This is a genomic window from Psychroserpens mesophilus (assembly GCF_050617655.1).
GTDB classification, from domain to species: Bacteria; Bacteroidota; Bacteroidia; order Flavobacteriales; family Flavobacteriaceae; genus Psychroserpens; species Psychroserpens mesophilus_A.
On the sequence record NZ_JBODQC010000328.1, the window covers coordinates 1 to 253 of the forward strand.

Annotated in this window: 1 protein-coding gene; it reads left to right on the top strand. The window is 32.0% G+C overall.

The features are described 5' to 3' along the window. On the top strand, positions 1-223 hold a 223-nt coding region (locus tag ACRHNM_RS17455; protein WP_431137917.1), incomplete at its 5' end, for a hypothetical protein. Between the last annotated feature and the right edge of the window lie 30 nt (positions 224-253).

The window sequence follows — 253 nt, forward strand, 5'->3', positions numbered from 1 at the left end:
TTCAAAACGAAATAAAGATTCTTTAGATATTGCAATAAGCTCACATTTTATAGGAACAATTAGCATGTATCTTGGTAATAATGTAGAATCTCAAAAGCACTTATTGGAGGCTGCTGAAATCTATAATGTGGTTGGTACGGCTAAGCAAAAAGCGAGAATCAATAATACATTGGCAGGCTTTTATCTTAATGTAGATCAACTCGAAAAAGGGAAGCAACAATAATTAAAAGCATTAAAACAGTTTGAAGTCTTG